Annotated in this window: 21 protein-coding genes and 1 pseudogene; 7 read left to right on the top strand and 15 right to left on the bottom strand. The window is 63.8% G+C overall.

All coding sequences use genetic code 11. The features are described from left to right. Positions 1 to 55 precede the first annotated feature (55 nt). On the bottom strand, positions 56 to 961 hold the full coding sequence (locus ASC98_RS20160) for a LysR family transcriptional regulator (RefSeq protein WP_056812369.1): 906 nt from the start codon (positions 959 to 961) through the stop codon (positions 56 to 58). Positions 962 to 1080: 119 nt separating this feature from the next. On the opposite strand from ASC98_RS20160, the gene ASC98_RS20165 reads away from it, so the two are divergent. Continuing rightward, on the top strand, positions 1081 to 1923 hold the full coding sequence (locus ASC98_RS20165; RefSeq protein ID WP_056812372.1) for an oxidoreductase: 843 nt from the start codon (positions 1081 to 1083) through the stop codon (positions 1921 to 1923). Positions 1924 to 1942: 19 nt separating this feature from the next. Here the strand turns inward: ASC98_RS20165 and ASC98_RS20170 are convergent, their stop codons facing one another. After that, positions 1943 to 2833 carry a LysR family transcriptional regulator gene (locus ASC98_RS20170; protein ID WP_056812375.1) on the bottom strand — a complete coding sequence of 297 codons (891 nt, stop codon included), beginning with the start codon at positions 2831 to 2833 and terminating at the stop codon, positions 1943 to 1945. Positions 2834 to 2918: 85 nt separating this feature from the next. Between ASC98_RS20170 and ASC98_RS20175 the strand changes: the two genes are divergently transcribed. Next, complete coding sequence (locus ASC98_RS20175) at positions 2919 to 3317, top strand: carboxymuconolactone decarboxylase family protein (RefSeq protein WP_056812378.1); 399 nt, start codon at positions 2919 to 2921, stop codon at positions 3315 to 3317. On the opposite strand, the gene ASC98_RS20180 is transcribed toward ASC98_RS20175, so the two are convergent. After that, positions 3230 to 4429 (bottom strand): hypothetical protein, encoded by a 1200-nt coding sequence (locus ASC98_RS20180; RefSeq protein ID WP_056812382.1) that lies wholly within the window; start codon positions 4427 to 4429, stop codon positions 3230 to 3232. The genes ASC98_RS20175 and ASC98_RS20180 overlap by 88 nt on opposite strands. A 152-nt stretch (positions 4430 to 4581) precedes the next feature. Beyond that, complete coding sequence (locus ASC98_RS20185; RefSeq protein ID WP_056812385.1) at positions 4582 to 5316, bottom strand: SDR family NAD(P)-dependent oxidoreductase; 735 nt, start codon at positions 5314 to 5316, stop codon at positions 4582 to 4584. A 114-nt stretch (positions 5317 to 5430) separates the two neighbouring features. On the opposite strand from ASC98_RS20185, the gene ASC98_RS20190 reads away from it, so the two are divergent. Together ASC98_RS20190 and ASC98_RS20195 are read left to right on the top strand one after the other, a co-directional pair. Continuing rightward, positions 5431 to 5796 carry a helix-turn-helix domain-containing protein gene (locus ASC98_RS20190; protein WP_056812388.1) on the top strand — a complete coding sequence of 122 codons (366 nt, stop codon included), beginning with the start codon at positions 5431 to 5433 and terminating at the stop codon, positions 5794 to 5796. Between the two features lie 183 nt (positions 5797 to 5979). Beyond that, positions 5980 to 7671: an ATP-dependent DNA helicase RecQ gene (locus tag ASC98_RS20195; RefSeq protein ID WP_082542347.1), complete on the top strand. Its 1692-nt coding sequence runs from the start codon at positions 5980 to 5982 to the stop codon at positions 7669 to 7671. A 79-nt stretch (positions 7672 to 7750) separates the two neighbouring features. On the opposite strand, the gene ASC98_RS20200 is transcribed toward ASC98_RS20195, so the two are convergent. From ASC98_RS20200 to ASC98_RS32390, 7 genes and pseudogenes are all read right to left on the bottom strand, one after another. Further along, positions 7751 to 8563, bottom strand: coding sequence for an SDR family NAD(P)-dependent oxidoreductase (locus tag ASC98_RS20200; protein ID WP_056812394.1), 813 nt, complete (start codon positions 8561 to 8563; stop codon positions 7751 to 7753). Next, positions 8560 to 9513: a MarR family winged helix-turn-helix transcriptional regulator gene (locus ASC98_RS20205; protein WP_235581332.1), complete on the bottom strand. Its 954-nt coding sequence runs from the start codon at positions 9511 to 9513 to the stop codon at positions 8560 to 8562. The genes ASC98_RS20200 and ASC98_RS20205 overlap by 4 nt, the downstream gene beginning before the upstream one ends. A gap of 198 nt (positions 9514 to 9711) precedes the next feature. Then, positions 9712 to 11142: a hypothetical protein gene (locus tag ASC98_RS30660; RefSeq protein WP_162249366.1), complete on the bottom strand. Its 1431-nt coding sequence runs from the start codon at positions 11140 to 11142 to the stop codon at positions 9712 to 9714. A gap of 20 nt (positions 11143 to 11162) precedes the next feature. Continuing rightward, entirely contained in the window at positions 11163 to 11927 is a 765-nt protein-coding gene (locus ASC98_RS30665) for a hypothetical protein (protein WP_157598305.1), read from the bottom strand. Positions 11928 to 12375: 448 nt separating this feature from the next. Then, complete coding sequence (locus tag ASC98_RS20210) at positions 12376 to 12654, bottom strand: hypothetical protein (RefSeq protein ID WP_157598306.1); 279 nt, start codon at positions 12652 to 12654, stop codon at positions 12376 to 12378. 138 nt (positions 12655 to 12792) lie between these two features. Further along, positions 12793 to 13179, bottom strand: coding sequence for a hypothetical protein (locus tag ASC98_RS31810; RefSeq protein WP_235581333.1), 387 nt, complete (start codon positions 13177 to 13179; stop codon positions 12793 to 12795). A gap of 37 nt (positions 13180 to 13216) precedes the next feature. Next, a pseudogene (locus tag ASC98_RS32390) lies at positions 13217 to 13678 on the bottom strand (DnaB-like helicase C-terminal domain-containing protein); the annotation flags it as partial. On the opposite strand from ASC98_RS32390, the gene ASC98_RS31145 reads away from it, so the two are divergent. Beyond that, positions 13608 to 14333: a hypothetical protein gene (locus ASC98_RS31145; RefSeq protein ID WP_056820390.1), complete on the top strand. Its 726-nt coding sequence runs from the start codon at positions 13608 to 13610 to the stop codon at positions 14331 to 14333. The pseudogene ASC98_RS32390 and the gene ASC98_RS31145 overlap by 71 nt on opposite strands. A 29-nt stretch (positions 14334 to 14362) precedes the next feature. Beyond that, complete coding sequence (locus ASC98_RS29690; RefSeq protein WP_082542350.1) at positions 14363 to 14620, top strand: AlpA family transcriptional regulator; 258 nt, start codon at positions 14363 to 14365, stop codon at positions 14618 to 14620. Positions 14621 to 15239: 619 nt separating this feature from the next. On the opposite strand, the gene ASC98_RS29695 is transcribed toward ASC98_RS29690, so the two are convergent. Together ASC98_RS29695 and ASC98_RS29700 are read right to left on the bottom strand one after the other, a co-directional pair. Then, positions 15240 to 15698, bottom strand: a complete 459-nt coding sequence (locus ASC98_RS29695) for a type II secretion system protein GspG (RefSeq protein ID WP_162249368.1) — start codon at positions 15696 to 15698, stop codon at positions 15240 to 15242. 396 nt (positions 15699 to 16094) lie between these two features. Beyond that, on the bottom strand, positions 16095 to 16436 hold the full coding sequence (locus tag ASC98_RS29700; RefSeq protein ID WP_162252903.1) for a pilus assembly protein PilP: 342 nt from the start codon (positions 16434 to 16436) through the stop codon (positions 16095 to 16097). A 286-nt stretch (positions 16437 to 16722) separates the two neighbouring features. Between ASC98_RS29700 and ASC98_RS29705 the strand changes: the two genes are divergently transcribed. Then, positions 16723 to 17592: an alpha/beta hydrolase gene (locus ASC98_RS29705; RefSeq protein ID WP_082542353.1), complete on the top strand. Its 870-nt coding sequence runs from the start codon at positions 16723 to 16725 to the stop codon at positions 17590 to 17592. 339 nt (positions 17593 to 17931) lie between these two features. Here the strand turns inward: ASC98_RS29705 and ASC98_RS30670 are convergent, their stop codons facing one another. Beyond that, entirely contained in the window at positions 17932 to 18486 is a 555-nt protein-coding gene (locus ASC98_RS30670; protein WP_157598307.1) for a hypothetical protein, read from the bottom strand. Positions 18487 to 18510: 24 nt separating this feature from the next. Beyond that, complete coding sequence (locus ASC98_RS20235) at positions 18511 to 19563, bottom strand: transglutaminase family protein (RefSeq protein ID WP_057480104.1); 1053 nt, start codon at positions 19561 to 19563, stop codon at positions 18511 to 18513. Positions 19564 to 19974: the final 411 nt, after the last annotated feature.

The raw sequence follows: 19974 nt of genomic DNA on the forward strand, positions 1-19974 counted from the left end.
GGCCGATGTGCGCGTGGTCCATCGTGAAAACCCTGGGAGGCCGCCGTCGGGAGGCCTATCGACGCGATGCCAGCAGCTCGCGCGCCAGATCGATGAAGGCGCGCAGCTTGGGGGCCTGCGCCGCGCGGCGCGGGAAGTACAGGAACAGGCCGGGCTCTTCGATGGCCGTTCGTGGCAGAAGCTGCCGCAGCGACCCCGCCTGCAGTTCGGCACGGACCAGCGGCTCGAAGAGGTACGCGATCCCGACATCCGCCAGCGCCAGTTCCTTCGCGCAGAGCGCGTCGGTGACGCGCACCGTGCCATTCACCGAGACGGCCACGTCGCCGCCACGACCGCGCAGGTCCCAGTCGTAGACGGCGCCCGAGGTCACGAAGCGATAGCCGATGCAGTTGTGGTCGGCCAGGTCTTCCAGCGCGCCGGGCTCGCCGCGCGCCGAAAGATAGCCGGGCGACGCCACCATGATGGCCTCGAAGGGCGGTGTCAGGCGGACCGCGACCATGTCCTGCGCCACGGTGTGGCCGAGCCGGATGCCGGCGTCGTATCCCTCGGCGACGATGTCGGCAAGGCCTTCGTCGCACGTGATCTCGACCGTCAGTCCGGGATGGCGGCGGCCCATCTCCTGCAGCAGCGGCGTGACGGCGATCGGCAGCGCGGTGCGCGGCGCATTGATCCGCAAGGTCCCGCCGACCTTGCCACGCGCCGCACCGATGTCGTCGACGGCCGTCGAAATTTCACCGAGCGCAGGCCCGAGCACGTCGACCAGGGCGGCCCCGGCTTCGGTGAGGCGCACGCTGCGCGTCGTGCGTGCGAACAACGGCTGCCCGAGCCGCTCTTCGACGCTCTTCACCGCGTGGCTGACGGCCGACGTGCTCATGCCCAGTTCGTTGGCCGCCGCGGCGAATCCGCCTCGGCGGTGGACCGCCAGGACGATGGGCAGATGGGCGAGAAGCGTTCGATCCATTCATGCAGCATATCGAACAACGCATTCGATCTGTTCGCCTTGATCGTTCAATGCCGTGCGACGACAGTTGCTGCATGCGCCACAGGGCCGCATCAACCCCCGCATCGAAAGGCATCGACATGACGCACCACCCCCAGACCTGGTTCATCACCGGCACCTCCTCCGGCTTCGGCCGCGCGTTTGCCGAGCACGCGCTGGCAAGAGGTCATCAGGTCGTGGCCACCGCGCGCCGGACCGACCGTCTCGCCGACCTCGTCGCCATGGCGCCCGACCGCGTCCTGGCGGTCGCGCTCGACGTCGACGTGCCCGGTGCCGCCGAGGCCGCGATCCAGGCCGCGGTGAAACGGTTCGAGCGCATCGACGTGTTGGTCAACAACGCGGGCTACGGCGCCGTCGGCGCACTCGAGGAAACGTCGGACGCCGAACTTCGCGCGCTGATGGACACCAACTTCTTCGGTGCGATGGCGGTCATGCGCGCCGCCCTGCCGGTCCTGCGCCGGCAAGGGTCGGGTGCGATCGTCAACATCTCGAGCCTCGGCGGCCAGTTGTCGTTCGCCGGTTTCAGCGCCTATTCGGCATCGAAGTTCGCGCTCGAAGGCGCGAGCGAAGCGCTGGCGCAGGAGATGGCCCCGTTCGGCGTGAAGGTGCTCATCGTCGAACCCGGGCAATTCCGCACGCAGCTCGCGGGCACCGGCATGCGCCACCTGCCGGCGATGCAGGCGTACCAGTCGGTGGTCGGCGCCACGCGCGAATTCGCCCGCACCATGCACAACACGCAGGCCGGCGACCCGCGCAAGGCGGCCGCGGCGATCGAGCAAGCGCTGGCCGCCGAGCGAACGCCGTTGCGGCTGCAACTCGGCGGCGACGCTGTCGAGGCCGTGCGCGCGCATGCCGAGGCATTGCTGAAAGACATGAAGGACTGGGAGGCCGTCAGCCGGGCCACGGATTTCGACGCCGACTGATGCCGGGGCTCAAGAGCCGTCAGTCGTCCCTCGCCGCCTTGGCACACGCCAGCAGCAGCGCATGGAACACCGACGATGCGGCGGGCACCGCGAGCCCGATGCCCACGCCCAGTTCGTCCCCCTCCTTCAATGCCCGGTAGCGCACGCCGGCCCTCTTCAGCGACATGAACGATTCGGGCAGCAGCGCCATCGCACGGCCGCTCGCGACGCCCGACAACAGCACGTGGTGGTCGGTGGGTTCTTTCACGACGTTCGGCGTGTAGCCGTGGCGCGCGAACACGCGCTGGCAGTGATCGAAGAACGCCGGTTGCCGCGCACGCTCGAACAGGAAGACCGGCTCGCGACCGAGTTCCACCAGGCCGATCGTCCGCCTGCGGGCCAGCGGATGCGATGCGGCGATGCCGAGCACCATTCGCTGGCGCTCCAGCGGGGTCACGTGCAGACCCTGCGCTTCGGTGGGCAAGGCGATGAAGGCGGCATCCAGCCGGTGGTTGCGAAGCGAGCGCACCAGCCGGGGCGAACTGTCGGAAACACTCACCACCGAGAGCCCCGGCCGGGCCGTGCCCAGGCGCGACGCCAGCGCGGTGAACCAGCCGGGCTCGACGGCCGACGTGAATCCGACACGAAGCTGCGAGGGTTCATCGGCGTGGGCCACGGCCGCCTCGGCCTCGTCCATCAGCCGAAGCACGCGGCTGGCAAGCGGCAGCAGGCGCTGGCCGGCTTCCGTCAGTGCGACGCCGCGCGTGTCGCGAAGGAACAGGCGCGCGCCCAGCCGCTCTTCCATCTCGCGGATGGCGCGGCTCAGCGGCGGCTGGGAGATGTGCAGCGACTCGGCAGCCTGCCGGAAGCTGAGCGAGGTCGCCACGGCAACGAATTGCTCGATCGAGCGCGAATCAAGACGTCTCTTCATATCGAAAAGGTATCACCAAACAAGTCTTTCACGACGAGCCGCTGCGTTCCTACAGTGAGGCCTTCACATCAACCGGGGAAACGGCATGCAGGCGACATCGGATCGATACAAGCGCGGGGTGGTGCAACTCGGCGCCGTCGACGGCGAAGCGGGAATGGCGGTGGTCGACGGGCTCGCCCAATCGTTTCCGGACTTCGCGACGTACGTGCTGGAGTTTCCGTTCGGCGACATCTACTCGCGCCCCGGCCTCGGCCTGCGCGAACGTGAGATCGCCACGGTGGCGGCGCTCTGCGCGATGGGCACCGCCGGTCCGCAGCTGCGCGTGCATCTGCACGCCGCGCTGCATGTGGGCTGCACGCCGCAGGAGCTGGTGGAAGTGCTGATGCAGATGTCGGTCTATGCCGGCTTTCCGGCGGCACTCAACGGGCTGGCGGCTGCGAAGGAAGTCTTTGCGCTGCGAGGCATCGCGTTGCCACTGGACTGAAGGCGGGCCGGCATTTCACGGGCTTCGGCGACGGATTGAATCTCCTCGACCAGTGCCGCGAAATGAGGATGGCTTGCCAGCAGCTTCCTGCGCCGGGCCGGCGACCACCGTCGCTGCCACTGCGTCAGCCCGAGAGCGGAGCAGTCCAGGCCCCAACGCTCCTGGCTCTGCCGGGTCTGCCGGCGCAATGCCCGCAATTTGCGCGTCATTGCGATCGCGATGTCGTCGACCAGGTCGCGGTTCTCGCCCGCAGGGTCGTCCAGCGACCACAAGGCCCCGTGGTGGTACCAGCGACTCAGGTTTTCAAGACCCGACGCCGGTGTGCAATAGAAGCTGCCGATGCCGAGGTAGGACTCCAGCGTCACGACCCGATGCGAGAGCCGACCGGGCAGGAACAGCGTCTCTCCGGGCGACACCGTCCACCACCTGGCGCTCTTCAACGAGGCGAATGCGGCCAGATCGAAGCGGGCGTTCTGGTCGATCTCGTCGCGCGAGCAATCCTGCAGGCCCGCCCTTCGGCCTTCGAAGGTCTCCCAGGCCAGCCAGAGCTTGCGGCCGACAAAGCAATGATTGCTTCCGTCGGGGTCATCGGAATGCGAGTCGGTGACATTGCCGCGCGAGCTGACCACCAGCGTCATCATCTCCTGGCGCCGCATGCCTTCCGTGCCGAGCGGCAACAGGTTGAATCGCGACAGTTCGGTGGTGTCGATGTCGCGCTCGAGACTCGTGCCGCGGGCATGCAAGTCGGTGATGCTGACGACATGCCGCCCGCTCGCCCAGCGGCGCAGGAGTTCGCGAACGGCCAGGTTGCCGCGCTTGCCCTGTCGCCCGACCTGGGCACTGGCGGTCTCGCGCGGTTTGAAGGCGCGGGACAGGCCATGCAGCAGGGCCGACTTCACCCCGAGCTCGGACTCCCGGGCGACAGGGACCCGGGTGGTCGTCGACAGGATGGGGCGGCCTTCGGCGATGGCGGCGAACAGCGCTTCGCGCGCCTGGTCCGGGGTCGCCCCCTGCGCCGCGGGCCAGACCCGCTTGCCGGCCAACGCAGCCCGGACCTTGTCGGTCCCTCGCAAGGCGCGATCGAATCTCGCACCCGTCAACAGCGGCTCCATGCTTGCACTTTTCAAGTCGCGCCCCTTCGACAAGGAAGCCCCTGGTTGCACTGCAGGCCAGGTGAGAGTTTCTCTGCCTTGTTTTTCGGAAGCATCCGCAACGTTGACCATTGCTTTTCGATCGCCGCCCGCCGGGCGCCGGGCGCTGCGCGTCAGAGTTGCGCCAGGCCGCCGTCGACGGCGAGCTCGCTGGCCGTCATGAAGCTGCTGTCCGGCGACGCAAGAAAGGCCGCCGCCGCTGCGATCTCCGCTGGATCGGCCATGCGCTGGAGCGGCGTCATCGCGCCGTAGGCCTTCTGCCCCTCCTCGCCCAGCGCCTGCTTCGCGAGTTCGGTCGCCGTCGCGCCGGGCGACAGCACGTTGACCCGGATGCCGGTGCCCTTCAGGTCCTCTGCCCAGGTGCGCGCGAGGTTGCGCACCGCCGCCTTGCTCGCGCTGTAGGCGCTGAAAGCCGGCGCGCCGGTGGTGCCGGCGCTCGATCCGGTCAGGATGATCGAGCCGCCCGGGCCCATCAGCGGCAGCGCCTTCTGCACCGTGAAGATCGAGCCTTTCACGTTGGTGTCGAAGGTGTCGTCGATGTGCTCGCCGGTGATCTTGCCGAGCGGAAGCGGGCTCCCCGTCCCGGCATTGGCGAAGACGATGTCGAGGGTTCCGCGCTCGGCCTTCACCGCCGCATAGAGCCGGTCGAGGTCGGCCTCGTCGGAGACCGAGCCCGTCACCGCGCGGGCGTTGGGCCCCAGGTCGGCCACGGCGGCGGCCAGCGCTTCGTGCCGGCGGCCGAAGATGAAGACAAAGGCGCCTTCGTCGATGAAGCGCTGGGCCGCGGCGCGGCCGATGCCGGTGGCGCCGCCGGTGATCACGGCGGTCTTTCCATTCAGTCTGGTCATGTCATGAATCCGTAGTTGCGATGGCAGGAAAGCGAGAGAAATGCTTGCCTGAGGACAACTATGGAGTTCTGATAACCTAAGGACAAGTATGCACTTTTTGGTAAGTACCAAAGAATGACGACGCCCTCTGAAGACATCTGCGACACCGGCTGCGGGCTCAACGCCACGCTGCGCGTCATCTCGGGCAAGTGGAAGCCGCTGATCCTGTTTTTTTTGCGCGACGGCCCGAAGCGCTACGGCGAACTCAAGCGCCTGACCCAGGGTGTCAGCGACAAGGTGCTGATCCAGCAGTTGAAGGACCTGGAGGCCGACCGGGTGCTGGCGCGCAACGACTACAAGGAGGTGCCGCCGCGCGTGGACTACACGCTGACCCCGCTCGGTCGCAGCCTGGCCGAGGCGATCGTCCCGCTGTGCACCTGGGGAACCCAGAACGCGGCGGAGATGGCGGGCATCTTCGCGACGCGCGACGCTTTGCCTTAGCGGGATGCTGAAGCGCTGCTGAGTCGCGCGCGCGGAAGGCAGGAGAAGCGCATGGACCGGGCTCAGGTTCGCAGCATGCGCGCGAGCGTTTTTCCTACCTGCCGCCGGTGCGCCCGACCTACAGACCCAGCCTGGCGCGCACCCTACCGTGAGGCCCTCGACATCTTCGCGACACGAGCCTCCATGCCCCGTCCCCGCAGCAAGCCCGGCATTGCATCCATCCAGCGCGCGCTGCGCCAGAAATTCCACCTGAAGCGACTGCGCGATGGCCAGCAGGACGTCATCGATCGCGTGATGCGCGGCCTGCCGACGCTGGCCGTGCTGCCTACCGGCGCCGGCAAGTCGCTGTGCTACCAGCTCCCTGCCGTCGTCAACGGCGGCCTCACCGTCGTGGTCTCGCCGCTGATCGCGTTGATGAAGGATCAGTGCGACGGCCTGGCCGAGCTGGGCATCAGCGCGGTGCAATTCCACAGCGGCTGCAGCGCCGCCGAAGTTGCCGCTGCCGAGCAGGCCCTGGTCGCCGACGACCCGCTGATCCTCTTCACGACGCCCGAGCGCCTGGCGGACGCCGACTTCCGTGCCCGCCTCGTCGCCCGCGGCGTCGCGCTGCTCGCGATCGACGAAGCCCATTGCATCTCGCAATGGGGGCATGACTTCCGTCCCGCCTTCCTGCAGCTCGGCAGCCTGCGCGGCTCGCTGGGCGGCCCGCCCGTCCTCGCGCTCACCGCGACGGCGACGCAGGGCGTCATCGACGACATCGCCGAGCTCTTCGACATCCCGCGCGCCGGCGTCATCGGCACCGGCGTCTACCGCCCGAACCTGCACTACCGCGCCGAGGCCATCGGCCGCGCCGAAGACAAGCTCTCGCGCCTGCTCGCGCTGGTGCGCTCGTCCGAGGGCTCGGGGCTGGTCTACGTTGCCACCGTCAAGGCCGCGCAACAGGTGTTCGACGCGCTGCAGGCCACCGGCGAATCGGTCGGCCTCTACCACGGCCGTCTCGCCGCCGGCCGACGCCATGAGCAACAGGATGCGTTCATGGCCGGCCGCGTGCGCGTGATGGTCGCCACCAATGCGTTCGGGCTCGGCGTCGACAAGCCCGACATCCGCTTCGTGCTGCACTACCAGATCCCGCCCGGCCTGGACGCCTACTACCAGGAGTCGGGCCGTGCCGGGCGCGACGGGCTGCCGGCCGAATGCACGCTGCTCTTCTCCGACAGCGACCGCTCGGTGCAGCAGTTCTTCCTGTCGGGCCGCTACCCGCAGCTGCAGGATTTCGAGGCCGTGCTGCGGCTGCTGCGTTCCCGCGAGCGGCCGTGGGACGAGGCCGAGCTCGACGCCGCGCTTGATGCCATCGAGCGCCCGCGCCGCAAGCTCGACGTCGCGTTGAACATGCTGCGCCAGCACGACCTGGTCGACGCTGCAGCAACGGTCGACACCGCCGCGCTGGTCGAGATCGCCGAACGCTACGGCGGCAGGGCCGAGAGCGACAGCGCCGCGCTGGAGGCGATGGTCGCCTACGCGCAGAGTGGGCGCTGTCGATGGCAATTGCTGCTCGCGCACTTCGAGCCGTCGGCCGGGCATCCGCGTTGCGGAACCTGCGACAACTGCGTGCGCCTGGCCCGCCATGAAGCGGTGCAGGCCGAGGCGCAGGACGACGCGCGGCCACCGCGGGTGGAGCGCTCCGCGTTCGCGCTCGGGCAGCCGGTTCGCACGCGCCGCCATGGGGTCGGCACGGTGAAGGCGGCCGATGCGCTGAGCGTCACGATCGAATTTCCGAACGGTGCGCAGCGAAGCTTCCAGCCGCAGTTCGTTGCGGCGGTCCGCCGGGCGGAGCGCCAAGGCCCGGCGCGAGGCGCTGCGGGCGCGGCCGCCTGACTCGATCAGTCGAACTTGATCAAGTCCTTGAAGACGATCGACGAGATCGCGACGACTCCGCTGAACTCTGCCGCTGCACCTATCCCGCCAGAAATCCGCCGTCGGCCGCCAACACATGGCCCACGACATAGCTCGCCTCATCGGACATCAGCCAGATGACTGCGGCGGCCACTTCCTCGGGGTGTCCCATCCGGCGCAGCGGCAGGCCGGCCGCGACGCTGCGCATGTCGGCAATGCCGGACGACAGCATCATGTCGGTCAGCACGCGTCCCGGCGCGATCGCGTTGATCCGGATCCCCGCCGGCGCATATTCCATCGCCGCAGAGCGCGTCAGCGAGTTGGCGGCCGCCTTCGAAGCGCTGTAGAGCGACAGCCCTGGATTGGGGTTGCGGATGCCGCTGACGCTGGTGTTGTTGACGATCGTGCCGCCGCCGCTCGTCAGCATCGCCGCAATGGCATGCCGCATCGCATGGAAGAGCGCTCGCACATTGGTGTCGAACACCTGCGCGTACACCTCGTCGCCTTGCTCCGCCAGCGGCCTGCGCCGTTCCTGGCAGCCGGCATTGTTGAACACGGCGTCCAGCCTGCCGAAGCGGGCCAGCGCCTGCTGAAGGGCCGCGGCGACGTCATCCTCTCGCGTCGCATCGGCTGCAACAAACAGGGCCTCGGCACCGCGTTCGTGGATCTCGTCCGCGAGCGCCTGCCCGAGCGCCTCGCGACGGCCCGTCACGACCACGGCGGCCGCGCCTTCCGCGGCCATGCGCAGCGCGGTGGCCCGTCCAATCCCGCTGGTCCCGCCGTTGACCCAGCACACGCGACCCGTCAGCCGGCCCGACGTTGGAAGGCAAGGTGCCGCGCCGGCCAGTTCCTCGATCGTCGGCGTCGAATTCATGGTCGCCTCCTTGTGAACCGCTGGAGCAGAACCTCCCTGCCCCACTGCGCATCGGGCCGCGTTTCCATGCGCGTGAAGCCATGCAACTCGCAGGGATGCCAGGCTCCCGTCGCGCCGTCGACGGCCCATAGGTCTGTCTCGGCGAAGCCGCGGCTGTCGGCGAAGTCCAGCGCAGCGGCGAGCAGCGCATGCGCCACGCTGCCACCGTCGACGGCGCCATCCACGACGAACCAGCGCAGGTGCGCGACACCGTCGCCCGCACCGTCGCCATCGATGGCAGCCGAGCCGAGGATCCCGCCGCCTTGCCTGGCCGACCAGAGGCCGTTCCCCGGCCGGTCGAGCCGGTCGCAGAAGTCCGCCAGGCCCGCGGCGACCGCCGACTCGAAGCGCTGCCCGAAGCCGGCTTCGCGTCCGTAGTGCAGCGCATGCAATTGGGTGATCCTGGCCAGAAGCCCGAGCTGGTAGCCTGGCACCACCTCGACCGCGTATGGATCGGGACGCGACCCTTGCCCGCCCGCGAGCGCCACGCTGTACAGCCGAAGCCCGTCGAGCACGGTGCGGTGCCGGTCGCGCGGCAGGCGGCCCAGCGCGTCCGTCACCTGGGCGCGCGCGTGGGCGTGGATCGCCGCCACGCGCCGCCGCCCCGCCGCGGTCAGCGAGAGCAGCTTGATCCGGCTGTCGTGCCCGGCAACGGCCTCGACGACATCGCCCGCTTCCACCAGCTTGCGCAACATCCGGCTGACGCTGGACTTTTCAAGCCGCAGACGCGTGCCAAGGTCGCCGGCACTGACGGCGCCGGCATCGATCTCGATCAGCCCATGGACGGCGGACGGAGGCAGCTCCACGCCCGCGAACCGGCTGCCCATGAAGCCCCAGTCGCGCGCCATCGAGCGCGAGGCGGCACGGATCTCCTCGACGAGCGAACGCTCCGTATTCATGACATCGACCATATGGTTGCACGATACAACTATTCGGGATCGGCGCGCAATACACCGGCACGCTGCCGCTTGATTTCCCGGCTAGCGGCGCTGACGCGACCAGCAGGGGGAGAACGTCGCGTCCATCAGACCGGACGGGATCTTGGCCCACGCGAGTCCGATGATCGTATGCCTCGGTCACGGGGCCGCGACTCGGCGTCAGCCGTGTGTTCACTTCTTGAAGAAGCGCGGGTTGGTGCATTCGGGAGCCACTGCGGCGCACAACGGCAGCTTTGCCTCGACCTTCCGATCGTCATCCCCGGGAAATAGAGACAGCAACTCACTCCTACAAATGAGTTGCCGCCGACTGAGGTCATCAATTGCGAGCAACTTATATTCCCGGGACTTAGCCAAATCAAAGATCAATCGCCGAAAAAGCCCAGGCTCATTTCCATGCATCTCTTGAGATATGAAATGGCCGACGCAGTCCGCAGACTCCTCCGACTCAATTCCACCGACAAAATGCCCCAACTCGTGCCCCAGGGTAAAATCTATACCCTCAGACATACACTGATTCATTTTTGCCACATCACCCCTTGCCGCAAACGTAGCATCGCTCAAATCTGCTTCAGATCTTCGCCCGGCCAGATATTCCTTAAGCACTATTTTTAGTCGCGGAGTTAACGACGCGTCGTAGTGAGTCGATGCAATGCATCTGATAAAAGCAGCACGAACAAAGGCCGGCGAGATGTAGACCATTCTCTCATACTGTGTTTGCAGAGGTCGCACTTTACCGAATGCATTAAACATGCCGCGCGCATAATCAACTCCGATCGCAGGCAGCCCCATCCTTTCACGATCAAACGTCAAAGCCGGGTAAGGCAAATTAACAGAAGTACTTTTCGCGCCACTCGGAAGACTAAGCAAAATTATATCCCACACACGCCTCAATGAGATCTCAGCACGTTGCCTCAGATATTCTGGGACTGGGATACCCCTATCAGGCGTCTTGATAAAGAGTTGAGCTTGTGCAAGCGTCAATGCGTTAGTCGATTTACTGGAAACCGCATAGAAATCAGCAACTTCATCCAGTCGACTGCGGAGTGCGGTGTAGTTCGAATTGGCATCCCGACATCGAACGACAACAAGGCGGAACTTCGCATCTAGGGTCTTGACTTGGCTTCTAGTATCCGACGATTCCCATATCGGCGTTAACGCAGAACTGGGCGGCGGACTTTGGCCGTCGCAGGAGCCAAGTAAAATCGGCATCGTTCTGCCGCTCCAATACTCATATACGATCTCATTGTCATCTGGACCGCTCCATTTGGAAGATTCAGCCCTCTCCAAGAACTGATGAAAGAGGTGGCTTTCAGGACTGGCTTTCCGATTGACGAGCAAGTCGAACCACTTCGACGGCAACTCCTCATCTGAAACCGTACTTTCATTGCCAGTCAAGTAAACGATCGCAAGGCGTCGAAATAGTATTGCGTTGAGCGCTCCATCGGGTCCACGTCGCTCCAACAACGCTTGATTGGCGGCAAGACTAGAAGCAGTCGTAGGAGATTCACTCCCGGAACTGTCGCTTACACCAGGAGCGTTCGATCCGCATCCAATCAACGCTGCGGCTACTAGGGCTATAAAGCGAGGCGGCGCGTGCATCATCGGAACGAGTTCGGCATGCATTAAAATTGAACGCCCATAACAACCAAAGCGGACTTTACCGGTCGAGCTTCGAGAGTCTGTCCAGTAGCTCCGGTGGTAACCAAAGCCAATTCCACAGGCTTAATACAGACATTTACTGGCTGCGGGAACTTCTTCTTCAAGCGAACAGTGTTGGCATCCGAAAAGTCACCTGCAGTCAGATTAGCCTTTGCCACCTCTTTAACTTTTGCCTCAACTCCAAGCTTGACAAGATCCGCCTTTTGAATCTCATAGTCGACTTCCGGGCTCTGTATTGCTTCGCGAACCAGAAAATATCGAACTCCGTCTGTCGCCGTAAATCCACTCTCCCTAAACCACAAAATTGCCTTCGATTCTGGCTGTCCTTCGGAAATCTGGAGCATCGTGTTGCTGTATTTCGACGACACTGTCAGCGTACTAGATGCCCCGGTATCTAGCACGGCGCTTATACCTGTAGATGCCGTGAAGTCAGAAAGGCTGCTAAGCAAGATTTTTGACCCTATAGAGACTTTCGAGGTGTACTCCGGAAATCCCGCATCAGTTGGGGGAAGCGCTTGAATTTTGTCAACTCTTCCAAGTCGGAGAGTTATGCCATTGGAGTCCAACGAAAATACACTACCGACCTCCTTCCACTTACTCGGTACGGGAAGGCACTGATATTCGCTGTCTTTAGATGAAAGTGCTTGACTGGTAGTCTTACTCGACGGAAGACAGCCCGCCATCGTCAATAGCACAAGCAGCAGAGCAAGCAATCTGTAGTTGCGCATCGGTACATCTCCCTGAAGTAGGGGATTTATAGCGGGGAATCAAGCGCAGTCAACATTAAGTTTGATGACTTCAAGTCGTCAGGGCAGCCGTGTGGTGATGCCCGCAGTGAATGCTGGGTGCGCGCATTCTCGCCGGCAGGGTCTGGGTCATCAGCTAGGTCTGCCCCTGATCCCGGCCAATGTGTGCCTTCCGCTGTGAGGCCTCCTTCGAGCGAATGTGGGGGGCCCGACCGGGAACTTCCGTGGGAGGCCAGATCTCGCTCACCAAAGGCAGTTCTGAGCCGATACCCGCGCTCCGCTGCTCGCAACATCAGCGGGAACCAACAAGTTGCGCAGCAAAGGTCTCGTTTCGGTCCGAGCTATCGTTCGGCTTCCAAATCTGAGCGGCCGCGCAACTAGCATGAACCAACAGCAACGGCCGGACGATGGCCATGCGGCGGTAGCAGTGTCAGTCCTGAGTGCCTGCGTCTAGGGTCACCGCGTTGTCCATCGCAACGCGGTCGGCCTGCTCACGCGCCAGGCGTGCACGCTCGCGCGCCAGCTCGCCGTCGGCGCCGCGGCCCGCGGCCTGCTCACGCAGGTGCTTCGTGTACGCGCGCAGCCAGGTCGCCGCCGGCTGGCCGGCCTGCAGGATCGCGCGGCCGAGCAGTTCGCTCACCGCCTGCTGGCTGATGCCGACCAGGTCGCCGAACTGCTCCTGCGTCATCGGATGTTGGAGTGCTTCCATGGGTACAACCCCCTTAGGAACGCCCCGCAACTGCGGTGCAAACGGGGTTCGAATTACCCTTGACCGACCTCTCCCGGGAGGACCCGATGAGGGGGGTGGGGGGTGGGGTCGAGGCCTTCGCCGACCGAGGTGCGAACGTCATGCGCCCTGCCCTCCGGCCGACAATCCAAGCGTCGCGAGCTGCTTGTGCATGCGCTGCTCGTAGTGCGACTTGAATCGCGTATCGATCACGCGCTGTGCCGTGCCCACGAAGTCGAAGCGCTTGCCATACCGCGTTCCGTTGACGAACAGCAGCACGGGTTTCACCGCACTGCCCGCACTGAAGCGATACCGCGCCCACACGCCGCGCCGCAGGTGCTGCATCTTGTCGCCGTGCTTCCACGATCCGCGGCCTTGCCTCGACTCGCCGCCGTGCGCAACGAAGTACTCGACCTTGCTGCGCTTGGCCTTCGAGCGCTTGCTGTTCGTGGCGTTGGCGTCCGAGCCCGCGAGGTTGAAGGCCTGCAGCTGACTCAGGATCTGCACGATCTGCCCTCGCCCCATGTTGCCGTAGCCCGATCAGGTCGGCCGCGCCCTCGATGTCACCGCTGTCGCGCAGGTCGCTCATCTGCGGTATGCCGGTCGGACGCTTCTCCGAGTCGCGGTTCAACTGCGACAACAGGATGATCCAGACGCCGAACTCCTTGGCCGCGCGCTTCAAGCCGTTGGCGATCTTCCCCAGCTCCTGATTCCGGTTGTCACCGTCGCCCTCCATCAGCTGGAGGTAGTCGATGATCACGAGGCTGAGCTGCTTGCGCCGACGCTTCACCTGCTGGATCTTGCGGCGCACATCCATGATGCTGAGCGCCGCCTGATCGTCCATCTTCGACATCGCCGATGCGGACCTGCTGCCTGACGCCGGCAGTTGCACCGCCTGCTGGAAGCGCTCGGGCAATGCGCCGGACTTCGCGGAAATGACTGAAGCCGTCAGCACGGGCGACAGCCGAAAATCGGATTCGGCGCGGGGCAGTGCAGACGTCTGCACTGATCCGGACTGCTTCGCGGAGAAGAAGAAAGTCCACCTCCTGCGGGTCGTGCCGCGTGCGGCCGAAGGCGCTGCAGCGGCCACCCCGCAGCCCATCAAACACGAACCGGCCGCTCAGCATGCCGAGCCAGCCGCCCCAACCGGCGACGCATCAGACCGCGATGCGCACGAGGCGGCGGCAGCGAATGTGGCTTCGGCGCCCAGCGACATGGAAGCAGATCAGACGGAACCGGCTGCGGTGCCACCGGCAAAGCCCGTCCGCGTGCAAAGGCGAAAGGCGATCGACGAAGACGCCACTCCGTCCACCCTCGCCTGCCGCAACCGACTCGACCTGCTCAAGCGCGTTCGCGAGCGCGCCCTTGCCACCGAACGCAGCGCATTCGACCTGCGACTGGTCGCCAAGTTCGTCTGCGAATCCATCGCATGGCGCCACCGCGCGACCCTCGAAGGTCTGTACGACTGCGGCGTTGGAAACCTGGCGGCGCGCATCGATACGCTGCAGCCCTCCGAGATCGCGCTCTTCCTCCTCGACTGCGCACTCGCGACGAATGTGATGGTCGGGGAAGGCGATGCTGTGGAGCAGCCCTCCTACCTCCTGGCCGCGGCCGAGCACTACCTCTCGACTCCTACGCTGCCGACGCAACCCACAACGTGACCCGATATCAACAGCCCGACAAAGAGCAAATGACCAAACTCGATCCGATCTACCTCGACCTTCCTGACGTTGCCGCCTTCACCTCGCTGTCTGAGTCGACGGTGGAAAAGCTCGTCCGCGAGGACGCTTTTCCGAAGCCTCGACTTCTCTCCGGCAGGCGTGTCGCGTGGCTGGTACGCGAGGTGACGGCTTGGTGTGAAGAACGCCCGGTGTCCAACCTCCTGCCGCCGCCGTTCACGGGCCGCCGCAAGACAGCTCTCGCGCCACAAGCCCATCGAGGTGCGTAGCTTGACGGGCAGCGCGGCCTGTAGCTCAGAGATACATCGAGCGGAGCCGCGCTGTCTGGCAGAGCGCGGCATCTTCCGTCAGCTATGTTCTGTTGAACGCCCGCACTTACGAGCGGCGAACTGCCGATGTCGCCCCGTTGCGCTCCTTCTGATTCTCGATCACAGCGCCGCAAAGCAGTCACCCGGGGCACAGCGATGGAGCCCAGTCACGAGGTATCTGTCGACCCCGGCGGCCAAATTCCCTTGGACTTCAAGGTCGCGATCTCGCGATGCTGATCATCATCCAGATCAGCAGACCCAAGTGAATGGCGCCGATGACTGTCGCGCCCGGAGGCGGGAGTACGTAGGCCAGTCCCCAGACAGCAAGAGGCGCGCCCGCGAAGATTGGCAGGATCGAGATACTGCTCCGTCCCTCAGAGGCCAGTCGCTGAAGTGAGGACGCCGGCATCCAGACGATCCAAGTGAGCGTTGCGATGATGAGAACCTGAAGATGCGTCATCTAGCCGTCGCTCTTTCCGATTTGGCAGGCCTCGCTCGCCATTGTCTCTGCAGGCAGTCGCTGGCGACTGACAGCACGTGGCCGGCTGTTGCCGGTCGTCGGAAGGTGAACCCACCGCGCCTATCTCCTTGTCCAAACCCGCATACGTTTGACCAAGAACACAGCCGTGTTGAACACCAGCGTGCCCACGCTGATGAAGAATGCCGCGGCGAAAAGCAAAAGCCACAGCGACTGCGAAGTCATACCGCAGTTGACTTGATAGTCCTCGCACAGGTATGCCTTTTCAGACGAAGTGACATCGTCACCCGCGCCATCCTCGTCACGACCATTGCGTCCCGCGGAGTGAATCTCGAACCCGAGCTTTGATGGTGTTCGCCGATAGATGTACAGATTCCCCCAAGCGTCGCGCGGTAGTCGCTCGAGCAAGCGTGGCGTGCCATGGACCAGGACATCAAGCCCCTGTGACTCGGTTGGAAGGTCGCCGTGATCTCCTCGATAGATGTCAACGGCCTGATAAAGATTCGCGATGTCTACTAAGCTCACCTGAAGTCGGTATCCACGGTGGTCGATGCTGGACAAGGGACCGAGTATCGAGCATGCCAACGCTCCGAAGGCAACAACGGCAGCGACTAGTGTTGATCGGCGCATGGAATGCCCACTGAATCTCGTTCTCCCCGTTAGGACCAAGCTGCCGCGCGTCGCCTGCTCGCCCCGGCGTGACTAACGGCAACATCGTAGCCGCTCATCGCTTACCGGAAGAGCGGTCGTTTCTGAAGGGCAGCCTCTGCCCGGCTACAGCCTTTCGAGCGCTGCAGCCGCCAGGTCCTGAGCGACCCTGAGTGACTTGGCCGAGCGCGCGAGGTCGAGCGCTCCAAAGCTGTCATTCAACGTTTGACATGAGCGGCACTGGCCAGCGTACCGGACGGCACCCTCACGACGGACACAGAGGCTCCCGCCTTCAGACCAACGGCGTTCTCAGTTCCTTGGGAACTCCACGAACTGCTCGACCCATTCACCATTTCGTTCAACCACTTGTCTCAGGACAATGACCCGCTTGTCGATCTTCACGATCTTCCCGGTGTTCTCGCCCATATAGTCGCCGAGACTGAGGTGATGCACTGTTCCCCGCTCGTCCTGAATCAGCACGACTTCCCGGCCACGCTGGGTGACCGAACCGACAAACCTCAAGCAATCGAGAGTTACCGTGTCTTGAAGTGCGCCGAACGAACCTGGACCATCGAGCTGAGCCGGCTCATTGGGTTGACGTTGAAACCGCACGCATGCGGTTGAAGTCACCGGAACGACCAGTGTGCTCAAGCAGGCGAGGAGGATTGCAATGTGAAGCACGGCGTTCAAGGTCTCCGAAGACCACTGTACCCGCTAGCCGTCGTTGTGCCAGACTGTGCGCCTTCGCACGTCGCCCCGAAAGCGGTCGCACGTGCCGGCCGACCAAGCAACGACCGACTGCCTGCAGGCGAATGCACGAACATACACTGTCGGCCAATACCGGCCGGTCGCAGGCGACCGCTTTGAGGTAGGCTGAAGCGCAATGGTTTCTTGAGTCATATCCGTTCAACTGGCGCACGCGTTCTTGCCGACCAAAATGAACATACGCCGCCTCATCGTCAGTCTCTTCATCAGCGTCCTTCTCGTTGCGGTGGCCTTTGGTGGGGCCGGCGAAGCTCTGAGTCGGCCTGCAACGGGATCTGTCGGCCCGGCGCCGCTGGATCTGCACGCCACCTCGGTCGTCGTTCGCACAGCTTCCGGGGGAGCCGTTTCTGGTTGGCTTGTTCTTGGCCGGCCTCGCTCGGGTGCGGTCCTTCTACTGCATGGCGTACGGAGTGATCGACGACAGATGGTCGAACGTGCCAGGCTGCTTAGCGGTTTGGGGTATACGGCATTCCTGATCGACCTTCCCGCTCACGGCGAGAGCACTGGTGACCGAATCACGTTCGGAGTTCGTGAAGCCGAAGGCGTCAGCGCCGCATTGGACTATCTCCGGAACAGACTCCCAAGCGAAAGAATCGGAATCGTCGGAGTGTCACTCGGTGCGGCATCTGCGGTGCTTGCGAAAGCGGTGCCGTCACCGGACGCGGTTGTTCTGGAGTCCATGTTCCCCACCATTGCAGAAGCGGTCTCCGACCGGCTGGTAAGGCAGTTGGGGCCGGCCGGGCGATATCTGGCCCCGCCCTTGCTGTGGCAACTCCCGCTGCGTCTCGGACTGCATCCTGAACAGATTCAGCCAATCATGGACATCCCGTCGCTGAATGCGCCCGTCCTCATCGCCTCAGGCACAGCGGACGAGCACACAACCCTCGCGGAGAGCAAGCGCATATTCGAGGCGGCACGTGAGCCAAAACAATTCTGGGCAGTCGAAGGGGCTGCTCATGTAGACCTTTATAGGCATGGCCCAAAAGCGTATCAAAACACGGTCCTACCGTTCCTGGAAAAGCACCTCCGAAGTGGGATCTGATGCTTTCGTCAGCCACGTATGCAAGCGTTGGTGCTGCCTACCACCCGGGTCAGTTTCTGCCGCCCCGGGCCATGTGCTCGAGTGTCGGAGGCCGGCCAGTTGCGGGTATTAGCGATAGACTGCTTTCGGGCATGCTGACGGCGCAACTAACGGCCCAGGATTGCCGTCGTCATTCAGACTTGTTGCTTGCCACGAAGGCGAGGAGCAAACATAGCGCTGCGCCACAAATTGCCAATGCGTCGGCCCAGAGCGGTGTGTAGGCAGATAGCAATCTCTGACCGATCAACAGTACACAGGCCAGAACTACCAACGCAATTCCAGCGGCGTTCATTCCGCTTTTCATCTGACCTCGCACATCGGTGGCTTGATTTCGCAGTGACTCAACAACGGGCCCACTGCATACCCCAAGGATCCTGCTGCTGTTGCAGGGTTGGTGAACACAGAAACACCTCTCCCAATTAGGCTCATGAGGCGGGTTCCAGCGCCAAGTCGCGTTGCAATCTCGGGCACCTGATTTGCGACAACATTCCCCGCTACGGCACCCCCGCCCTTGCCCACAACACCTATGCCAAGTATGCACATTGTGTCGTACCGCTTCACGCTCCCATAGTAGGGAGGTGGAATGCCGGCCGCTGCCATCGACTCAGCGCACAGTGAATCAGGAGACGTGTCGCAAATACCCGGCCGCCGCACCGTGACCACTGGGTCATAGCCATTGCCGGGGCGCCCATACGGCAGTCCGGCAGCTTCGTCCGCATTGGTCAAGAGCACATCCAATCCGTTGGGATCGATGTAGGAGAGTGGGTTGCCATTTACATAGGTCGCATGAGCGCCGCCTTGCAAAGCGACAAAGAGCGATGCTCCAAAGTACAGCTTCCTGGGCCACTTGTTCACGGGTCAATCCTCCTGAATGATTATTTATTGCTTGGCCGTTCTGGCCAGCCGAATTCTCTCGCGGTATGCAGCTTCCATGGCGGGTGTTGGCGGCCTGTAGCCGAGGGCTTTGGCCTTGGTGCCCCAATAGGCCCACCCGCTTTCGATCTGCTCGTATCGTGGCCGCATGTTCACGGGGATGTCGGACGGCTGCGGGTACTTCTCCACAAACAAGTGTTGCCGGAGCCCGAGATACCCGAAGTAGGCATGGACCATGGCGACCACGTCTTTCGGGTAGTGGTCCACCAGCAGCAGAGCAAGCTTGACGCGCGCCTCCTCGCCGTCGGCGGACCTGTCGCTTTCGTATTTGTCCAGCAGCGGCTCGGCGATGACGGCCACGGTTTCCTTCTTCGTCAGCGGCTGAAGATAGATGCCGCTCGCGAGCGCATCTGCCGTCAGGCTGGGGAACTGCTTCTTCTGCCACTCATCATCCGCCCAACCACCTCCGCTGGTGGTCTCGACGCCATACCACTGCCCATTGTCGCCCTTGAATTTCACGTAGATGTGGGCGGGAGCCTTCACGAGGGTGACCGGGATCCCCAGCTTCTGTCCGAGGATGACGAACAAAATGGGCATCGAGACGCAGTTGCCTTTGTGGGTGCGCAGGTAGACGGAGAGCAGCTTCGCGCTCGGATTGCGATCGTCTTCCAGGTTGTACACGTACGGCAGCCTGGCGCTCAGAAGTGGTGGCTGATAGAGGTAGTCCCGCAACACCTTGAACTTGGCGAGATTGCTGGCGCCGAGCGGGAAGGCAGCGCGGACCTCCCCGGCCATGTCGCCCAGTTGTTTGAGGACGGCGGCCTTGTCGATCGATGGGTCGAGGATCTTGTCGACGGTCAGCTTGATGACCGCGAAGTCCATCTGAGCTTCCGGCTGCTGGAGCATCGAGCGCACGGTCTCGAAATTCGAATCATAGACACCGGTGCGACGCGCCTGGGCCGTGGGTGACGCAAGCACCAGCACCAACAAAATCAAGAGCAGCAGCGTTGTCGGCCACTGCTTGATTGACGAAGGAAAAAGGGTCGGATTGGTCGTCATCGTGAGGCTGATGCCAGGCGCTGTGGTGGCGAGGTATACAGCTTCCGTCGTCCAATTCGGGCCGGGTGGGAGAACGTGAGAGCGTACCAGAGACCGAGAGACCAGCAGTGCGTCCGAGAGGCTGTCGAAGCACTCGGTGAACTAGAGAGACTTGATGGCGCTGCCGCAGAGGTTTCCAACGAACAGTCTGGCAAGAGAGCCAAGTGGTTTGCCAACGATGGAACCACAGTCCGTTGTCCGTTGGCTTCGGCTTTGTGCGATTGGGACGCTTCGCCATGTCGTCACGTACGGGGCTGTCAGGATTTCTGTGTGCGAGGCGGTTGAGCTGAATTGGCTATTGGCCGACTCGCTTATCGACTGCCGTGCGCCGGCAGTGTGAATCGCTCCTCGTAGACCACAGCGAATTGGTTC

This window comes from Rhizobacter sp. Root1238 (assembly GCF_001425825.1).
Taxonomy (GTDB): Bacteria; Pseudomonadota; Gammaproteobacteria; order Burkholderiales; family Burkholderiaceae_C; genus Rhizobacter.